This window comes from Pseudofrankia saprophytica, assembly GCF_000235425.2.
Lineage (GTDB): Bacteria > Actinomycetota > Actinomycetes > Frankiales > Frankiaceae > Pseudofrankia > Pseudofrankia saprophytica.
Genome location: NZ_KI912266.1, coordinates 3,582,575 through 3,601,300 on the forward strand (window position 1 = coordinate 3,582,575; position 18,726 = coordinate 3,601,300).

The window sequence follows — 18,726 nt, forward strand, 5'->3', positions numbered from 1 at the left end:
CTCCCGCATCAGGCCTCCCGGCTCAGGACGACCTTCAGCGCACCGGTCTTGTCCGCGTGGGCGAACACGTCGTAGGCCTGCAGGAACTCGTCGAACGGGAAGTGATGCGTGACGAAGCGGGACGCATTGATCTGCCGGCTGGTCAGCAGGCGCAGCAGCGTGGGCGTCGAGTAGGTGTCCACCAGGCCGGTGACGATCGTGACGTCTCGTGTCCACAGCCGTTCCAGGTGCAGGGTCGCCGGCTTGCCGTGCACGCCGATGTTGGCCACCCGCCCACCCGGCCTGATGAGATCGGCGGCGAGTTCGAACGTGGCCGGAACCCCGACCGCCTCGATCGCGACATCCACGCCCAGCCCGCCGGTCAGCTCCATCACCACGTCACGGGGATCCTGCTCACCGTTGTTCACGACCAGGTCCGCGCCGAACCGCTTCGCCGCGTCGAGCCGGCTCGACGCGAGGTCGATGGCGATCACGTGACTTGGGCTGAACAGCCGCGCTCCGCTGATCGCGGACAGACCGATCGGCCCCGCCCCGACCACCGCGACGACGTCCCCGGGCCGGATCTGACCGTTGAGCACGCCGACCTCGTAACCCGTCGGCAGGATGTCAGAGAGCATCAACAGCTCGTCGTCGCTGACACCGGCCGGCACAGGGTAGGTCGAGTTGTCGGCGAACGGCACGCGGACGTACTCGGCCTGGGTACCGTCGATTTCGTTTCCAAGAATCCATCCGCCACCGCCGAGGCACTGGCCGTAACGGCTTTCTCGGCAGAACCGGCACACACCACACGCGCTCACGCACGACACGAGGACGCGGTCGCCGACCCTCACGTTCTTGACACCCGTGCCGACCTCTTCGACGGTGCCGACCGCCTCGTGGCCGATGATGCGACCGTCCGTCACGGCGGGAACGTCGCCCTTCAGGATGTGCAGGTCCGTGCCGCAGATCGTGGTGGTGTCCACACGCACCACCGCGTCCGTGTCGGACAGGATTTCGGGACGCGCGACGTCCTCCCAGGACTTGACTCCCGCACCGTGATAAACAAGCGCCTTCATAGCGGCCTCCAGATGCCCGGGCGAATCAGCCTCCCTAGACTGCGTCCGGGGAGGCAGCCACAGGAGAGGCTGAAGGTCCCGCGCCCGCCGGCCGCTGGACACCCCTGTATCAGCTCCGGGCCGCCCGGTCGGTTGACTGCCCACCTGAGCAGGTGAGGACGAGCCGTTACGGCCAGATGATCCTGGAGCGGAAGTGACAAGGCGTCCGCATCCCCCAAATCCTGCACGGGTCGGGACCTTTGATGTTCTCGCACCGAAAGCCGGTGGGCAGAAGGTGTGGTTCGAGGTCCGAAGAAGGCCCGGGACAGGTAGGCGGGTGTCGGCTCCCGCCAACGAGGCGGGCGCCAGACGGACGGCGCCCAGTGGGAGGGGATGTCCACGTCGCCCCGCGCGGGTCTGTCGGGCGGGGGTAGCGGCCAACGTGTCGCGAAAACCGCTACCCCCTGCCGGCAAGCTATCGGCCGGGCTGGCACTCTCCTGGCCACCGACATTCCCAGCCGCCCAGATGAGGCCGAAGGTCTCGCCCGGATCTATTCGCGTGTCGAGCAAAGCCGTCGACTGACGGGTCGCAGACCGCCCGCCCCCGCCGCCCGTCCGGGGCGGGCGCGGTACGGCGGGGATCGCGCTGACACTCCGAACCGGCAGGAATCCAACATGAGGGAGAGCCTCCCTCTCGCGAGTTCCTATTGCGGGTATCGCCCGTGCCAGTGGCCGGTCAGGCACCAGCATGAATGTGGGATGCCCACTCGGAGGGGTGACGGGGCCAGGAGTCACGCAGATTTCGGGTGGCCGTGTGGACGGCGCCGGCGATGTTCGGGGGCTCGCTGAGGGTGGCGTAGATGTACTCGGCGAAGGTGACGGCGCTGTGGTCGGCGACGGGCCAGAGGGTGGCGATGACGTGGCGGTAGCCGGCGAGCTGGAACGCGGAGGCGAGGTGGATCGCCTCGTCGGCGAGCCGGGCGCCGGGACGGGCTGTCTCGCAGGCGGACAGGAACGCCAGCTCGGCGTGGTGGAGCCGTAGCTGGGCCACGTCGACCACGGTCAGCGGCTGGTCGTGCAGGAGAAGCCGGCTGTTCGACGGGTCGGTGATCTCCGCGGTGCCGTGGCAGGCGAAATGCACCCACCGCGTGTCCGGCAGCCCAGCGAGGACGGCCTGACGTGTCGCCTCGGTGTCCGTCAGCACCGTCACGCCGCCGGGAAATCGTTCTTCCAGGCTGGCAGCCTCGGCATGTGCGCCGGGCAGGTCGGCTGCTCCGGGGGTGTGCGGCATCGCCACCGCCATCACTGACTGCCTGTCGAGGCCGTCGGTGGGACGTGGCCGCTCGGTGTCCACGTGACCGACGCGGCGTGCATAGGCCAGCCCGCGGACCGTCGGCGTGTAGGAGGAGATCACTCGATCGATGACCGTGGCCGGGGCAGGGGCGGTGCGGCTGGAGTGATGACCCGCGGCGTGAACAGGAAGAAATGACAGCAGCCCGGCCACGCACCACCACACCCGGGGCCAGGACTGTTCCTCCTCGGGCGGCCCGTGGATTCCCAGGTGGTCCAGAACCGGGCCGGCCACGGCGTCCCACAGCCAGCCCAGTATGTCGTCCAGCCGCCGCTGCGCGGCGATCCTGGTCGCGGACGAGCGGGGTGTGGCCAGGGCGTCGAGGAAATCGGCCACCCGGTTGTTGACCTCGGCGGGGGTCAGCTCACCCAGCTCGACGACATCGATACTGCCGGAGGTCACGAGCAGGGCATGGGACCCGAAGGCGGAGACCGCGACGATCACGACCGGACCGTCGGCCGCCGCTGCCCGCAGCTGTTCCACCGGCGGGGGCAGGAGGAAGTCCCGGAAGGCCGGCAGCGCGCGGATCTCCGCGACGTGCTGGTCGAAGTCGGCGACCGCTCGTTGGCGCCGCGCCTGAACGCGGGCCATTCTGGCGGAATCCAGCAGCGCGGCGCCCGGCTGTTCCGCCGCTGGTTCGGCCGGCTCACTGGGCCGGTCGAGCTCGTAGCACAGCTCGACAAACCGTCTGGCGAGGTCGGGGTGAAGCTCGGCAAGCGCCGTCACGTCGGTACGGGTATCCAGCGCCTGGCCCAGCAGCACGCCGCGGCCCTGCTCGAACAGTTCCACGGCACGCTCAGGCAGGCCCGCGCGCACGCAGCACGCCGCCGCGTCCGCGGCCAGCCCGCTCATCTCGAACAGCAGATGCTCCTGGTCGGGGCGATCGAGGCCACGCGGCGCCACACCTCCCAGAAGACCGACGGCTGTCTCGAAACCGGCCGCCGCCTCCCGCCAGCGTCGGGCCGCCCCGGCGGCACGCCCCCATACAAGGGCGCCTCGGGCGCGCGCACGCGGCGAGGCCACCTCGACCGCGGCGGCCGTCTGTCCGGCGCGGACCGCGGCGTCGAGATCTGCCTGCACGCCCGTCTGCTCGAACCGGATGTTCAGCGTCGCACCAAGCTCGGACAGCATCGCTGCCCGGTTCGGATGGTCGGCGGGGATGGTGTCCACCGCGGCCTGCCCGGCGCGGATTGCCGCATCGAGATCGGGCAGGGCGCCACCCTGTAGATACCGATTGCGCAGCGCGAGGGTGAGGTTGAACAGCGACGTGGCCCGGCTGGGGTGGTCAGGGGGAGCCACCTCGATGGCAGCCTGTCCGGCACGGATCGCGGCGTCCAGGTCGGCCAGAACGCCGGTCGCTTCGAACCGCGCCTGCAGCGAACCGCCGAGATTGGACAGGCGCCCGGTGAGGTTGGGGTGGCCGGCCGGGGTAGCCTCTACGGCCGCCTCTCCGGCGGTGATCGCGGCGTCGAGATCGGTCTGCATGCCGGTTCGGTCAAACCGGCTTTGCAGCGCAGCGCCGAGGTTGGACAGGTACCTGGCGCGGTAGGGGTGGTCGGCCGGAGTGGCCGCGACGGAGGCCTGTGCGGCGCGGATCGCGGCATCGAGATCAGCCATCGCCCCACCCCGCTCGAATCGGATGCGAAGCGCAACGCCCAGGTTCGACAGGTATATGACCCGGTCAGGGTCGTCGGCGAGAGCCGCGTCTACCGCGGCCTGCCCGGCGTGGACCGCGGCGTCAAGATCTGTCATGGCGCCGCTCCGTTGAAACCTGACGCGCAGCGCTATGCCGAGGTTGGTCAAATACGTGGCGGCGACCGGGTTGTCGGCGGGCGTCGCAGCCACCGCGGCCTGCGCGGAGCGGATCGCGGCGTCGAGATCCGCATGTGCGCCCGTCTGCTCGAATCGGATGCGCAGCGCGGCGCTGAGATTGGACCGGTACCCGGCGGCGGCAGAGCCGATGGCAGGTGTGGCCGCTACCGCGGCCTGTCCGGCGTGGATCGCGGCGTCGAGGTCGGCCAATGCGCCGTCCAGCTCGAACCGGGTCTGCAGCGCACCGCAGAGGAAGGACAGGCGTACAGCGGAATCGGGGTCGTCGGCGGGGGTGGCCTCGACCGCGGCCTGCGCGGCGTGGACCGCGGCGTCGAGGTCGGCCTGCACACCGGTCCGCTCGAACCGGGCCTGCAGCGCGACCGCGAGGTAGGCCAGCAGCGCGGCCCGGCTGGGATGATCGGCGGAGGTACCCTCGACCGCGGTCCGCGCGGCGTGGACCGCGGCGTCGAGGTCGGCCTGCACACCGGTCCGCTTGAACCGGGTCTGCAGCGCGACGCCAAGACTGGCCAGCATCGCAGCCCGCTCGGGGTCGTCGGCGGGAGCTGCAGCCAAGGCAGCCTGCCTAGTGACGATCACGGCGTCGAGGTCGGTCGAGGCGCCGCCTCGCTCAAACCGGCTCTGCAGTGCGTTACTTAGGTTGGCCAACATCGCCACCCGGTCGGGGTGGTCGGGTGGAGCTGCCTCCAAGGCAGCCTGCCCAAAGGCGATCATGGCGTCGAGATCTGTGTGCGCGCCTGTCTGCTCGAATCGGGTCTGCAGCGCGGATCCAAGGTTAAACAGCATCGTGGCCCGGCTGGGGTGATCGGCGGGCGTGGCCTTCACCGCGGCCTGTATGGCGGTCATAGCGGCGTCGAGGTCGGGCGAGGCGCCGCTTCGTTTGAACCGGCTTTGCAGCGCGGCGCCGAGATTGGACAGCATCACGGTCCGGCTGGGGTGGCTGTCGGGAGTTGCCTCCACCGCGGCCTGCCCTATCCGGATCGCGGCGTCGAGGTCGGCCTGTGCGCCGGTCTGGTCGAATCGGGCCTGCAGCGCAGTGACGAGGCTGGACAGGTAATCGGCCTGGTTGGGCTGGCCGTCGGGGGTGGCGTCCACCGCGGCCTGGGCGGCGTCGATCGCGGCGTCGAGATCGGCCAAGGCATGACGGCACCCAAACCGGGTCTGCAGGAGGACGCCGAGGTTGTACAGCATCGCCGCCCGGTTGGGATGGTTGTCGGAAACCAAGTCCGCTGCGGCCTGTGCTGCGTGGATCGCGGCGTCGAGGTCGGCCAGCGAGCCGCCGCGTTCAAACCGGGTCTGCAACGCTATGCCGAGGCTGGCCAGGTATACGGCACGCTCGGAGTGGCCGGCGGGTACTGCCTCCGCGGCCGCCTGTCGGGCGATGATCTCGGCCTCGAGGTCAGCCACGGCCCCGTCCCGCTGAAACCGGGTCCGCAGCGTACGGGCGAAGTTGGACAGAACCGCGGCCCGGCTGGGATGGTCAACAGGAATTGCCGCCACCGCGGCCTGTCCTGCGGTGACCGCGGCGTCGAGGTCGGCAGAGGCGCCATCCCGCTCGAACCGTATGCGCAGGGCACTGCCAAGGTTGGACAAATGGCCGCCACGGTCCGGTCTGTCGGCCGGGGTGGCCTTCAGCGCCTCCTGGGTAGCGGCGACCAGGGCGTCGACGTCGGCAGAGGCACCGTCCCACTCGATCCGGATCTGTAGCGCGCGGCTCAGATGAGACAGGTACATGACGCGATCGGGGTGGTCGTCGGAGATCGTGCCCAGGGTTTCGCGCAGGAGATCGATCGCGGCATTCAGCGCGGCACGGTCCCCGGTGCGCAGCGCCTCGTCTACCAGGACGGTGGCGTTGGAAATCCGAGACGCGGGCGTGTCGATGGGAGACGGCGGATGGGCGTCGAAGTGGGCGCGCACTTCATCAGGGAGCGCGTCCGGCAGGCTCTGGTACACCGGCGCGAACAGGACCAGCGCCGCCGCAAAGTCCCGTTGACCCTCCTCTGGGCCCAAGGCGATGCAGCGCGCCCAGTGCAGCCACCCGGCCTGAAAGGCGACTTCCAGATCGGCGAGAGGGTCGGGAACGCTGCGAAGCAGAGCCTCCAGCTCGGCGACCGCCTTCGGACCCAGGACCGTGGCCGGGTTCCGGTAGCGGAGGAAACGCACCAACCTGGATTGTGCCCGGGCGAGCGCCCGCTTCCGCATCTTTGCCCCCGTATCAACCCGTCGTCGGGCGCGGCGACGGATCTGGTCCCACTCAGACCGTCAACGGTTCCTGATGGGCTGAGCGTCGAACCGGTCCGTCTCCTGAGCCACATCAACAGAATGACAGACCGCGTCTCGGCCCGTGACCATGCCCGCACCAGCGGTGCTGGGAGCAGTCCACGTAATCTCGCCAGCCCGCGACGGGCCGACATAGCCGCGGCTTGGCTAGCCCTTGTCTTCGACACCTGTCGTGTCGCTGCTAGAGGCCGCGACGGCGGCAACACCGCGTTCCTTCGTCGCCGGGTCCGCGACCGACAGGATCCGCCAGACAGCCGCGGTTAGTGGTCCTTCGCTAGGCTAAGTCGATCTTCTAGCTGTCGGGGTGGTGATCGTGCGGCAGGTCCCCGATCCACGATGCCTGAGGAATGGTTGACTGAGTGGCGTGACCATGGGGCCGGATTCATCCTGGGCGGCAAGGGAGCCGTGTTGCCCCGCGGGCAGCGATGACTGACCGACCGCAGGCACAACCGGAAGCGGTGGCGGCGCGGCCGCTGGTCGACCCGGTGCTGGTCGTCTACCTTTTCGCTCCGCTTGGCGGGCCGGGCGCCTCGGACGCGTTCGACCACCTGCGTACTGTCTGGGACGCGTGCCGGGCTCGCCTGGGTATGGATCAGGCGATTGGCGCGATCGGCGCTCCGGACACATTGCCGGACAACCTCACCGGCCTGTCGGCGACGACCGGCCTGCCGCCGACAGGCCGGGTATTGAGCGCCCAGGCTGGCCGAGACGCGCAGGCCGGCCGTGGCGAGGCGCTGCTGCGGCTACACCACGAGGTGCTGAGCCTCACGGTTCGGCTGGGGCCTCCGGCAGGGGCGCGGGGGTGGCGTGAGCTGGATGAACGCTGGTCCACGCAGACAGGACCATGGCCGCCCGAAACGATCACGGCTGTTCCCGTCGGTGGCCAGAAAGCCGATCCGGCCGAATGGGCCGATCCGTCGATCGGCGCGCCGGACGCGGCGCTGCTGGGTAGCGCCCGGGCGTACCTCGGGCTCATGGACGACACAGACGGGCAGCCGGTAGCGGCGGACGCAGCGACTGCCCGTGCACTGCTGACCTCCCTGCCGGCCGACATCGGTGACGACTGGGTGACCCGTGGCGCCGCGACCCGGTCGGGTTATGCCGTATGGGAGCTCGCCGACTGCCCCGAGGGACGGCAGCGGCGGCGGATCGTTGTCATAGGCCCACGCAGCCGGGAGAACGGGCTGAGCGCCTGGGCCTGGTCGCGGGGGACGGCCGAGATGACGCCCTTGGGCTACTACCTCCTGCAGGCGGCGAAGATTCGTTACCTGAATCGGCTTTGGGACGACGGACGTCGGGTCCGGGCGACCCGCGCCGTGTTGGACGGGATCACGGGCTCACTCGCCCGGCTGCTGGCGGAGGCTCCCCGGGCCACGGCGGCCGACGCCGCGGCGGCCCAGGTGGATGAGCGCGCCGACCCGGCGAACGACCTGCGGCGCCGGTCACGAGCCGCCGCAGCGGTCCTGGTCACGCAGTCCGCGGAGATCGGAGACCTCGCCCAGGCCGTCGACATCGCCACGTCGAACCTGGCCGAGGCCCGCAAGGCCGAGGTGCCTGTCGACCCGTCCGCCGGCTTGTTCGGCGATGACGTGGCGATGGCCCGTCTCTTCGCGCAGTCGCTCGCCGACGAACACAGCTATGTCGAACGCTCGTTGACCCGGTCGCGCGCGACCGCCGAGCTCGCCGCGGCGGACGGCCCGCCGTCCCCCGAGCGGCCACCGCCGCGCCCGCCGGCGCCGCGACCTGGGTCGTCCACGCCCCCGTCCGTTCCGCGCCGTCTTGAGGACTCAGCTCGTCAGGACCTGCTGAAGGCGCTGGCGAGGGCCGTCTACCGGCCGGAGAGCGCCGTCGAGCTGCTGGAGGCCGTGGGCCTGAACAGGTCGTTGCAGGCCCAGATCGGCCCGTCGGGCGCGCTCGCTGCCTGGACGACGAACCTTGACGAGCTCGAGAACGGCAGGGTGGCAGACCCGCATCGCCGGCTCGTCAAGGCCGCTCTGGAGCGCTACCCGTACAACGAAGACTTCCGGGCCGCGGCGAGACATCTTGGACTCCCCGTCGCAGACTTGTGATCCCCCGCTGCAAGCGGCCCAGCTGGTTCTCACGACTCGCGGAACCATGGTCAGCCGGGACGCGAAGAGCCGCGAAGAGCCATTATCATGTCAGCCCATGGGGGACAGTGGCGCTGTTGTGTCGCCAGTACCAGCCGAGCTTCGGGGCCAAGCCTTGCTGACACTCCGCATGGCGCCCCGTTGGCGTCTCCCGCGGCAACAGTGGGACGACCTGGCCGGGCTTCTCTCTCTGCTGGAAGCGGCGCTGGACGCTGGCGACTCCACCACGTTCGGCAGGGCCGTGGACGACCTGATTGTCCTCGCCCCGACCAGGAACGTCAGCAACGTCGACGGTCCCGTCGTCGCGCCGCCGCCCGAGAAGATTCGCGAACGCCTCAACACGCTGGTCCATACGCTGAGCGAGCCCCTGCTGGAGGTCGCCACCGAGCCTGCTCGCCAGCCGGACCTGCCCGGCCAGCGCTGAGCAGGGTCCACCCGCGCCGACGGCGATCCCGAGGACGGGGGTCACCTGAGCGAGCTCCACACCGACCATCGGGGTGACAGTGACGCGTGACCGAACGTCAGCGTCGGTCTCGTTACGGTCCGGCATGAATGTGCGACGCCCACGCTGACGGTCGTGAATACTGCTCCTGGAGCATACGAAGCGCCGCGTCATGAACGGCGTTGGCGACGCCCTCTCCTGCCGCGAGCCCGTCGTAGACGCGGCGGGTGATCCTCGCGGCGTATACGTCGTTGACCGGCCAGAGGGTACCGATCACATGGCGGTAGCCGGCGAGCTGGAACGCGGACGCCAGATGTATCGCCTCGTCGGTCAGCCGACGAGGCGACTGCGCCGTCGAACAGGCGGCCAGAAATGCGAGGTGTGCGTCCTCCAACCGCAGCCGAGCGACATCCACGACGGTGAGGGGCCGCTGCTGGTGATCTGCGAGCAGCAGCTTGCTGGCAGAGGGGTCCAGCGGGTCGACCTGCGCGTGACAGGAGAAATGGACTGACGGGGCTGACCGCATCGCGGTCAGCACGGACGTACGGCTCGCGTCGTTCCCGGTCAGTACCAGGGCGGAAGGGAACCGGCTACGAATGTCGTCCGCCTCGCTGGCGGCCCCGGGCAGGTCGGGCTCGTCGGGAGTTGTGGGCATGGCGACCGCGAGCACGCGGGGTACCACGTCACCGACGTGCCCGTCGACGCTGTCCAGGGCGCCACTGACGCTGTCGCCCGCCGATCGTTGGGAACGCACACGTCGTGAGTATGCGAGGGCTCGAAGGGTCGGGGTGTACGAGGAGATCGCGCGGGTGATCACCGACTCCGCGATGCCGGATCCCATGTCATGGCGTCCGGCGGCGTGCAGGGGGAGAAGCGACACCGGTCCCGATGGGCACCACCAGACCCGAGGCCATGGTTCGCCCGGCTCGGGAGCCGCCGTGAGGCCCAGCCGGGCGAGGACGCTGCTTGCCAGGTCGTCCCACAGCCAGCGCAACGTGTCGGACAGTCGTTGCTCCGCCTGCCGGCTGGAACTGGAATCAGCGTGCGACCGGGCCCTGTCGTCGACAAAGGCCGCCACCCGTTCCTCGACCGCCTCGACGTTCAGCCTTGGCAAAGGCACTGGTTCCTGCACCTCCCCGCCGCTCACGATCAGCGCATAGGAACCGAACGCGGATATCGCCACGATCACAACGTGGCCACCGGTCGAGACGGCCGCCAGCTCGTGCACCGACCATGGGCGCAGGAAGTCGCCGAAATCCGGCGAGGCTCGAATCTCTGTGACGATCTTTCCGAATGCCTCGACGAGTTCGCGGCGCTGCTCGTCACGGCGACGGGACCAGACGGCACGGAGGTCGGCAGCGTCAACACCGTCGGTCCCGGCACCCGCGTCGGCGCCGGGCACGATGCTCGGCTGGGCGACGCTGTCCGCCTGGTCCAGCTCGTCCCGGAGGGCGACGAATCGGCTGGCCAGGGCCGGGTGACGGGCGCGCAGTGCCGTGAGATCGGTGCGAGTGTCCAATGCCTGGCCCAGCAGGACGCCGCGGCCCTGCTCGAACAGCTCCACCGCCAGGTCCCAACGTCCGGCGTGGACACAGCACACCGCGGCGTCCGTCGCCAGGCCGCCGAAATCCTCCAGGAGGTGCTCCTGGTCGTCACGGGCAAGGCTGCGCGGCGCCACGAGACCCAGGAACTCCACCGCGAGGGTGAAACCCCGCACCGCCTCGTCCCACCGGCCGTCGGTCGCGGCGGCGAGTCCCCAGCGCCGGGCCGCGGCGGCCCTTCGTCGTGGCGTGGCGCTCTCGACCCGTGCGGCATCCTGGTAGGCGTTTCTCGCCTCATCCAGATCCTGTCGCGCGCGGAACCGATCGAACCTCAGCCGCAGGGTGTCGCCGAGATTCGACAGATACAGAGCACGGTCGGGATGGCCGTCGGGGGTGGCGGCCACCGCGGCCCGGATCGTCTCGGCGGCCTCGTCGAGGTCGCCTCGCTCACCGGTCCGCTCGAAGCGGGCCTGTAGACAGATACCAAGGTTCGACGAGTGGCCCGCGAGGCCCGGGCCGCCGAGAGGGCTCGCGGCGACCGCCGCCCGGGCCGCCTCGACCGCGTCGTCCAGGTCGGAGGCATTGGCGGCGCTCGCCGAGCGCTGGAGAAGCGTGGTGCTGAGGTTCGTCAGATATAACGCGCGGTCTCCATGATCCTCGGGGGTCGCGGACACTGCCGCTCGGTCCGTCTCCACCGCTTCGTCCAGGTCCTGCTGGCTTTCGGTCCGCGCGGACCGGATACTCAGGGCGATTCCGAGATTCGACAGGTGGGTGGCGAGGTTCGCATGGTCCGTCGGTGTCGCGGCGACCGCCGCCCTGCCCGCCTCGACCGCCTGGTTCAGATCGGCCAAAGCGCCATTGTGTTCAAACCGGCTCCACAGCCGGTTTCCTAGATTCGACAGGTACATGGCGCGGTCGGGATAGTGAACCGGGCATGCGGCGACGGCCTCCCGGGCCGCCTCGACCCCCTCGTCCAGATCCTGGAGCACCGCGGTCCGGTCGAACCGGGCCTGCAGAGCGGTCGACAGATTCGACAGGTACATGGGGCGGCTGGTGTGATCCTCGGGGGTGGCGGCCAATGCCGCCCGGGCCCTCTCGACAGCCTCGTCCAGGTCCGCCCGGCTCCTGTCCCACGCCGCCCGGGTCCACAGCAAGTTGCTGAGGTTCGTCAGGTACTTGGGGTGGTTGGCGCCGCGAACGGCGCTGGCGGCCACGGCCGCCCGTGCCCGTTCGACGGCCTCGTCCAGGTCCGGCCGCTCCCCGGCCCGTTCGAATCTGCGACGCAGGGTGATGCTGAGGGCGGACAGGCGCAGGGCGTGGTCGGGATGACCCTGGGCGCTGGCGGCCACCGCTGCCCGGGCCAGCTCGATCGATTCGTCCAGATAGGGCAGACCATCGGCACGCTCGTACCGAGTGAGCAGGAAGATACTCAGATTGGCCAGGATCGACGGGCGGTCGGCGTGGTCGGCGGGTGCGGTGACCAGCGCCGCCCGTGCCGTCTCGATGGCCTCGCCGAGGATTTCCAGGCCCCCGTCCCATTCGAACCTGAGCCACAGCGCGCCGCCCAGATTCGACAGGTATTTGCAGCGGTTGGGGTCGGTTTCCCTGGCGGTCGTGACCGCCTCCCTCATCAATTCGATGGCCTCGTCCAACTGAGGCATGCCAGGAGTGCGCTCGGACTGGTCCTGCAGGGCGAGGCCGAGATCCGACAGCCACCGGGCCCGGTCCGGATGATCCGGCCCCCCGGCCGCCAACGCCTCCCGAAGCAGCCGCACGGACTTGTCCAGCTTCCGGTCGTCACCGTGTCGAATTCCCTCGCGAAGCAGCCGCCCGGCCCCGGCCGCACTGTCCACGGCGATCGAGCGATCGAGTCGTTCCTGAAACCGGAGCAACCGTTCCTGCGTCCGTATGAGCCGCGCCCGAACCCCCATGCCTGCATGCCATCACCTGGAAGGCGGTCCGGTACAGGAATGCGGAGATCTGTTTCTCACCCGCCGCTGTGAATATGCGACGACCGGGCGTGGGAGCAGCGGGAGGACAAGCTCGGCCTCCAGCTCGGCTCCTGGCAGATCGGCGAGCCCCGGTGCCGAGGGCATGGTCACCAGCACGCCCACCACTCGGACCGTGCCGGTCGGAGCGGCGGCGGGCGTGCGTGAGCGCTCGCACGGTGGGCGTGTAGGACGACACCACCCGGTCGAGCACCGTTTCCGGACTGGCGGACGCGCGGGTCTCGTGCCGCCCTGCCGCATGCACCGGAAGGAAGGACAGCAGCCCGGCGGTGCACCACCACACTCGTGGCCACGCGTCGCCGGCAGGCGGGGGCCGGCCATCGCGGCCTCCGCCTCCGCCATCGCCTCCGGCGCCAGTACCAACGACGGTTCGCCCAGCCGGGCGAACCGCAACAGTCGCCGTCGCAGGCGCACGAGCGCCAGCCGCCCCATCCGCACCCCCGTCCCGGACCGGCCGCCCCGGCGCCGGCGCCTTTCGCTGGCCCGGGCACCGCCTCGGCCGCAGGACGCCACCGCCGGCACGATCATCGCGCGCGGCACCGATCGAACAGTGAAACCGCAGGCCACGCCCCCAAATCGGGTCTTGGCTCGCTACAGGCTCCGGTCGGTGCCCGTCAGATGACCTGAAGGACGACCGGTCTGCCGGGCGGCGCGGACTCGGACACCCGGAACGCGTCCCGGACGAGATCGACGGGCGGTTCGACACCGTGGCGATGGTGGATGACGGCCAGCGGCTCGCCGATCGACACGTGGTCTCCCACCCGGTGGCGCAGCACGACCCCGGCCGAGTGGTCCAGCGGTCCGCCCTTGACGAGCCGGCCCGCGCCGACCCTAATCGCGGCCGTGCCGATGGCGCGTGGGTCGATGTCCTCGAGGTAGCCCTCGCGGTCGGCGACGACCTGCTCACGACAGTCGGCGGTGGGCAGCCCGCCCGGCTCCGCCAGCGCGTCCGGCTCGGCTCCCTGCGCCACCGCCCAGCGGAGGAACCGTTCGTAGCCCTCGCCGCTGGCCAGGACCGCGTTCACCTTCCGCTCGGCCGCCTCCGGCGCGAGGTCCGGCTCGGCGCCGCGCAGCATCAGGGCGGCGATCGTGCGGCACACCTCCGTCAGCCCCGGCACCTCCCGTCCCCTGAGCACGTCCAGCGCCTCGCTCACCTCGAGCGCGTTGCCGACCGCGTACCCGAGCGGCTGGCTCATGTCCGTCAGCACGGCCCGGCAACGCAGGCCGGCCCCGGTGGCGACCTCGACCATCAGCCGCGCCAGGTCGAGCGCCCGATCCTGGTCCGGGAGCAGCGCACCCGCACCCGTCTTCACGTCGAACAGCACGCCATGCGCACCCACGGCGATCTTCTTGCTGACGATGCTGGCCGCGATCAGCGGAAGGCTGTCGACCGTTCCGGTGACGTCCCGCAGCGCGTACGTCACCTTGTCGCCGGGGGTCAGGCGCGCGCTCTGCCCGGTGATGACCATCCCCACCTGGTCGACCAGGCGATAGATCTCGTCGGCGTCGAGCTCCAGCCGCAGCCCACGAATGGACTCCATCTTGTCAATCGTGCCTCCGGTGAGGCCCAGGCCGCGTCCGCTCATCTTCGCCACCGCCACCCCGCACGCCGCGACCAACGGCACGACGACGAGACTCACCGTGTCGCCCACGCCGCCGGTGCTGTGCTTGTCGAGCACCAGCCGCCCGGTCCTGGCGAAGTCGAGCGTCTCACCGCCGGTCACGTAGGCCCGGGTAAGGGCCACGGTCTCCGCCCGCGACAGTCCTCGACAGGCCACCGTCGCCAGCCAGGCGGACATCTGGTAGTCGGGGATCCGACCGGCGACGAAGTCCGCCACAAGCCGCTCGATCTCGTCCGCGGCCAGGGCGCTCCCCATCCTGGTGCGGACGACGGCGTCGATGGCGCGCGCCGAGGCGTCAGCATTCATGCACTCAGTCTCCACGCCGGTCTGGGAGATCCTGGGCGAGGCAGGCATCGCGAGCCCGCACCCGAGCGGACCGTGACCACCTGGTTCGACTTCCTGCGCCCCAGGCCCATGCGATCCTTGCCGCCGGACTGCTGTCACCAGTCGGTGGCCAGGGCGATGCCGAACAGGACGAAGCCGGCGCTGAAGACGACGAGGAAGACGGCCAGCCCGAGACCGACGTTGGTCACCTCGCTGGCCGCCCGGACCGAGTGAGGGTCGCCCGGGTGGTAGACGAGCGCGACGGCCGACGGAGGCTTGTGCCTGCCCGAGACCGTCTCGATCTGGGTGGCGCCGTCCTGGTCGGTGAAGCGGACCCGCGTGTACTCGTCCGTCGTCGTGGTCGTCGTCGTGTTTCCGTTGGCGTCCGTGCTGGTCGAGGTGTAGGTCTCGGTCCAGGTGCGCAGCGCGGTGCCGGTCGTCCGCATTCCGTTCGACCGCAGCTCGACGATGTCGACCACGTTCCAGACCGCGACCGCCAGGAACAGCACCGCGAGCCCCATCCAGACCAGGCCGAACAGTGCCTCTCCCACCCCGGAGAGCGACATCCACCCGCGCCGGCGATACCTTCGCCGCGCCCGGGCGGCGGCGAGCCGCCGGGTGAACGAGCGCGGCCTGTCGCCGCTGCCGGTGGGGGTGTATGGCGGCACGACAGCTCACCGTCCCATGCTCGGACGGTGAGCTGTGTCGATCACCGACATGTGTGCTTATGGGCGGAGGTAGATCGTAACCGTCCAGGTGCTGCCGGACAGTGACGTATCCGGCACCGGACACCGCGGTCCGCGCGCGGACCGGGGCCGTGGAGCGGCCCCGGTCCGCGCGCGGACCGCGCGGGCGGATCTCCTGCCCGAATGCGTCGCCGTTACTCCAGTGGGTCGGCTGGGGCGCGAGGGGGGCCGTTCCAACGTGCACGTCACGACCCCGTCCGGGAGGGCGCCGGGCCTCAGCGCTCAGCCAGGCGACCCTCGTGCCCGGAGGTCGCTACCCGGCGAGGGCCACTGTGGGGCTTCATGAGGGGCAGGACGGCCACCGTCAGCCCTGCGCACTCGCAGGCCGACCGACCCGGGCCGTGCGTAGCGATCATTCGGCCGGACCGTGACGTGACGGGAGGTGCCTCGCGGTGGATGAGGAGTCGTGGAAGGTGTGGGTCCGGCGGTATGGCCTGCGGCCCGCCGCGATGGATCTCGGCGAGGTGCGGGACATGGTGGGTGCCGAGACGGACCTTGGCTGGGACGCCGACGTCGAGCTGATGCGGGTGGGCTGAGTGCAGCTGTTCAACGCCGGCGCGCTGGCGGACGTCCTGACGGTCTGGGGGGCCAAGGAGACCAACTTCGACGCGCACTGTTCGATCGATGTCCAGCTGCTCTGCGGCGCTGGCCTCGATGAGGCGAAGGCCCACCCGTCGGCGGCATGGGCGGACTCCGAGGACGCGGCCAGGGCGCTCGAATACCTCCTCGAGTGCGAGGCGGCCGGAGACTTCGAGAACTTCAACGTCGAGCGTTGGTCCCGCGCGGTGGCGGACTACTACGAAACCAGCTGAGCGGCGACGTCCCGATGGCTGCGCGGACGCTGTTCGACAGCGAGACGCCCGCGTATGGGGTGACGCATGTCGAGCTGGGCGTTCAGCGGCTGCGTCGTCGGGTCACCGCGACACTGGCTCGGGAACCGGTCCGATCGTTCTCGCGGTGGCGCGGCGGTCGAGAGCGAAGCTGATCGTCGCCAAGGTCAGGCCGACGGCGCCGAGGGCCGCGCCGACCCAGGCGGGGGCACGGTAGCCCAGGCCGGCCGCGATCACGACGCTGCCGACGGCCGCGCCCAGGCTGTTGGCGATGTTCATGGCCGACTGGTTCACCGCCGCCCCCATCAGCTGGGCGCCGGGCGCCACGGCGATCAGCAGCGACTGGAGGGCCGGGGCCAGGAACAGGCTGGTCGCGCCGAGCAGGAAGGCGGCCGTGAACAGCCCGGCCGCGGTGCTCGCTGCCAGCCCGAAGAAGGCCACCGCGGCGATCATGCCGGTGAAGCCGAGCAGTGTGGCGCGGTGCAGGTTCCGGTCGGCGTACATACCGCCCAGCGCATTGCCCACGGTCATGCCGAGCCCGACCGTGACCAGCACCCACGCCACCGTGCCGGGCGGCAGACCGGCCACCGAGGTGGTCACCGGCGCGATGTAGCTGTCCACGGCGAAGAATCCGGCGAACCCGACCGCGGCGGTCACGGCGACCAGCCACACCTGCCGTCGGCGCAGCGCCCGCAGCTCGGCCGCGGGTGACCCGCCGGCGGCAGGCGTCTCCGGCACGGTGGCCGCCACGGCCAGCAGCGCGAGCAGGAAGACCGCGGCGATGGCCAGGTAGGCGACCCGCCAGCTGGCCGCCTGCCCCAGCCAGGTGACCAGCGGCACGCCGGCCACGTTGGCCACCGTCAGCCCGCTGAGCACGGCGGCGAACCCTCGTCCCTCGTTGCCCGGCCCCATCAGCGACGCGGCCAGCAGCCCGGCCGCCCCGAAGTACGCGCCGTGCGGCACACCGGCGACGAACCGGGCCACCAGCACCAGCTCGAACGTCGGGGCCAGCGCCGACACGACGGTGCCGAGCATGAGCAGTACCAGCAGCCCCAGCACCAGCCGCCTGCGAGGCATTCGGGCGGCGAGCACGGCGATCAGTGGCGCTCCCACCACCACGCCCAGCGCGTACGCGGTGATCATCCAGCCGGCGTGTGCCACCGCGTGCGACGGGGAGCGGGAGTACTCGGTCTTGAGCACTCCGTGCGCGATCTGTGGCAGCAGCCCGGCCGGCGCGAACTCGGTCAGGCCGATCGCGACGGCGCCGAGGGCCAGAGCGAGCAGCGCCGACCAGCGGCGCCGAGGGCTGAGATCATCCACGCCGGCGACTATAGCAACGCTGTTGCTTTAGTGTAATGTGACGATGTGCACCTGTCCTTTCTGCGGGACTACCACGAGGCTCTCGTCATCGCGCTGGCCCGGACCACGCCGACGATCGAGCGCGGCATGGTGGCCGACGTCACCGGCCTGACCCCGCAGGCGGTGTCCAAGGTGCTGGCCCGCCTGGTCGAGGAGGGTGTGATCGTCCCGGCCGGGGTGCGCCGCCCGGCTCTCGGCAAGCCGGCCACGGTCTACCGGCTGGTGCCGGACAGCCGCTGGGCGATAGGCGCGCACGTCACCCGGCGCGCCGTGCGCCTCGCCCTGACCGACCTGGCTGGCACGGTCCGCGCCTCCACCACCACGTCGCTGCCGGCCGACTTCACCCCGGACCAGTTGCTGACCCACCTCGCTGCCGGCGTCGAGGGCATGACCACCGAGCACCACCTGTTCCCGGAACGGAAGCCGGCCCAGCCACCTGCCGCGGGACATTCGCAACCACGGCCAGGCCTCGAAGCCACCCGCGCGAGCGCCACCGACCAAACCGGTACGTCAACGGCGACCCGCCTCGGGCGCAGGCTGGTGGGAGTCGGAATCGGCATGATCGGTCCGCTCGACCAGGCCAGCGGCATGGTCCGCGACGCACACGGGCTGCGCCACTGGCACGACGTCCCGCTGGCCGATCTCGCCGAGAAGAGGCTCGGCCTGCCGGTGCTGGTGGACAAGGACGTCACCGCCGGAGTGACGGCCGAAGCCTGGCGATGCGGCGCCGGATTCCGCGACGCCGCCCTGGTCCTGGTCGAGACCGGGATCGGCGCCGGACTCTGGCTGAGCGGTGCGGCGCACCGTGGAACGCACACCAACGCCGGCGAGTTCGGGCACACCGTCGTCCAGCTCGACGGCCCACCGTGCGTCTGCGGCCGGCACGGCTGCCTGGAGGCCGTCCACAACCGTGCCACTGATCCGGCCGCGGCCGCGGCCGTGCTCGCGACCGGTGTGATCAACCTCCTGCAGACCCTCGACCTCGGCCACGTCGTCCTGGCTGGGTCCGACCTGCTCCGCCACGGCGCCGTCTACCACCAGACCGTGGAACGGGCCGTGCGCACCCAGGTTCCCCGGGCCGACTGGCTCACCGTCAACGTCACCCTGACCAGCCTCGGCACCGACGTGATCGCGGCGGGCGCGGCGATGCAGGTACTGAACGCGCGTTACGGCCTGCCCGACCCGACCCGCCTGCGTGTCCCATAGCGGGCGCGAACCACGCCGCCCCGGGCCGTTTCATCCTTTGTTGT

The 18,726-nt window shown here is 70.7% G+C and carries 11 protein-coding genes; 5 read left to right on the forward strand and 6 right to left on the reverse strand.

The window, feature by feature from the left end; genetic code table 11:
- Positions 1 to 8 precede the first annotated feature (8 nt).
- Both FRCN3DRAFT_RS0214975 and FRCN3DRAFT_RS54075 read right to left on the reverse strand, forming a co-directional pair.
- Positions 9 to 1,055 (reverse strand): zinc-dependent alcohol dehydrogenase family protein, encoded by a 1,047-nt coding sequence (locus FRCN3DRAFT_RS0214975; protein WP_007507078.1) that lies wholly within the window; start codon positions 1,053 to 1,055, stop codon positions 9 to 11.
- 715 nt (positions 1,056 to 1,770) lie between these two features.
- Entirely contained in the window at positions 1,771 to 6,378 is a 4,608-nt protein-coding gene (locus tag FRCN3DRAFT_RS54075; protein WP_051466264.1) for a CHAT domain-containing protein, read from the reverse strand.
- Positions 6,379 to 6,953: 575 nt separating this feature from the next.
- On the opposite strand from FRCN3DRAFT_RS54075, the gene FRCN3DRAFT_RS0214985 reads away from it, so the two are divergent.
- Together FRCN3DRAFT_RS0214985 and FRCN3DRAFT_RS0214990 are read left to right on the forward strand one after the other, a co-directional pair.
- The gene (locus FRCN3DRAFT_RS0214985; RefSeq protein WP_027140597.1) at positions 6,954 to 8,564 is read left to right on the forward strand and encodes a CATRA conflict system CASPASE/TPR repeat-associated protein; all 1,611 of its coding nucleotides are present in this window, start codon (positions 6,954 to 6,956) and stop codon (positions 8,562 to 8,564) included.
- Between the two features lie 97 nt (positions 8,565 to 8,661).
- Positions 8,662 to 9,027 (forward strand): CATRA system-associated protein, encoded by a 366-nt coding sequence (locus FRCN3DRAFT_RS0214990; protein ID WP_106410201.1) that lies wholly within the window; start codon positions 8,662 to 8,664, stop codon positions 9,025 to 9,027.
- A gap of 112 nt (positions 9,028 to 9,139) precedes the next feature.
- Here the strand turns inward: FRCN3DRAFT_RS0214990 and FRCN3DRAFT_RS44610 are convergent, their stop codons facing one another.
- From FRCN3DRAFT_RS44610 to FRCN3DRAFT_RS0215005, 3 genes are all read right to left on the reverse strand, one after another.
- Entirely contained in the window at positions 9,140 to 12,439 is a 3,300-nt protein-coding gene (locus FRCN3DRAFT_RS44610; protein ID WP_232794047.1) for a CHAT domain-containing protein, read from the reverse strand.
- Between the two features lie 770 nt (positions 12,440 to 13,209).
- Positions 13,210 to 14,523, reverse strand: a complete 1,314-nt coding sequence (locus FRCN3DRAFT_RS0215000) for a thymidine phosphorylase (protein WP_007507069.1) — start codon at positions 14,521 to 14,523, stop codon at positions 13,210 to 13,212.
- 134 nt (positions 14,524 to 14,657) lie between these two features.
- Entirely contained in the window at positions 14,658 to 15,209 is a 552-nt protein-coding gene (locus FRCN3DRAFT_RS0215005) for a DUF3592 domain-containing protein (RefSeq protein ID WP_007507067.1), read from the reverse strand.
- A gap of 470 nt (positions 15,210 to 15,679) precedes the next feature.
- Between FRCN3DRAFT_RS0215005 and FRCN3DRAFT_RS55100 the strand changes: the two genes are divergently transcribed.
- Positions 15,680 to 15,823: a hypothetical protein gene (locus FRCN3DRAFT_RS55100; RefSeq protein ID WP_007512603.1), complete on the forward strand. Its 144-nt coding sequence runs from the start codon at positions 15,680 to 15,682 to the stop codon at positions 15,821 to 15,823.
- A complete protein-coding gene (locus FRCN3DRAFT_RS44615) occupies positions 15,824 to 16,099 on the forward strand; it encodes a hypothetical protein (protein WP_007512601.1) in 276 nt (91 codons plus the stop codon).
- 102 nt (positions 16,100 to 16,201) lie between these two features.
- Here the strand turns inward: FRCN3DRAFT_RS44615 and FRCN3DRAFT_RS0215015 are convergent, their stop codons facing one another.
- Positions 16,202 to 17,437 carry an MFS transporter gene (locus tag FRCN3DRAFT_RS0215015; protein ID WP_007512599.1) on the reverse strand — a complete coding sequence of 412 codons (1,236 nt, stop codon included), beginning with the start codon at positions 17,435 to 17,437 and terminating at the stop codon, positions 16,202 to 16,204.
- A 45-nt stretch (positions 17,438 to 17,482) separates the two neighbouring features.
- Here FRCN3DRAFT_RS0215015 and FRCN3DRAFT_RS51495 point away from each other — a divergent pair, with 45 nt between their 5' ends.
- Positions 17,483 to 18,682, forward strand: coding sequence for an ROK family transcriptional regulator (locus FRCN3DRAFT_RS51495; RefSeq protein ID WP_007512597.1), 1,200 nt, complete (start codon positions 17,483 to 17,485; stop codon positions 18,680 to 18,682).
- Positions 18,683 to 18,726: the final 44 nt, after the last annotated feature.